The organism is Methylophaga sp. UBA1464 (assembly GCF_002325665.1).
Classification (GTDB): domain Bacteria; phylum Pseudomonadota; class Gammaproteobacteria; order Nitrosococcales; family Methylophagaceae; genus Methylophaga.
Genome location: NZ_DCSO01000085.1, coordinates 19,768 through 20,064, shown reverse-complemented (window position 1 = coordinate 20,064; position 297 = coordinate 19,768). Strand labels below are relative to the sequence as shown.

Here is a 297-nt window from a genome sequence, read left to right as displayed (position 1 = left end):
TTTTTCAACCTTCTGAGTCTCATTATCAGCCGAAGCAGGATTTTTTTCTACCTCATTTGCATCACGATTTTCTTTGTCTTTTGGAGGTGCACCACGTCGGCGACGATTATTACTGCTGGCACCGGTGCTAGTACGTGAGCGGCGTGGCGCTGGTTTTTGCGGTATTTTATTACCGTCCACCTCTGGCTCAGTCGATACTGGAATGGCATTACCATTTACTTCCGGTTCCGGCGCAGGTATCGCATTGCCATTCACTTCTGGCGGCGGTGTCGGAATAGCGTTGCCTTTTTCGACGGG

Annotated in this window: 1 pseudogene; it reads right to left on the bottom strand. The window is 50.2% G+C overall.

Features of this window, described 5'->3' with window-relative positions:
* Positions 1–297, bottom strand: a pseudogene (locus B3O33_RS10855) (ribonuclease E/G); the annotation flags it as partial.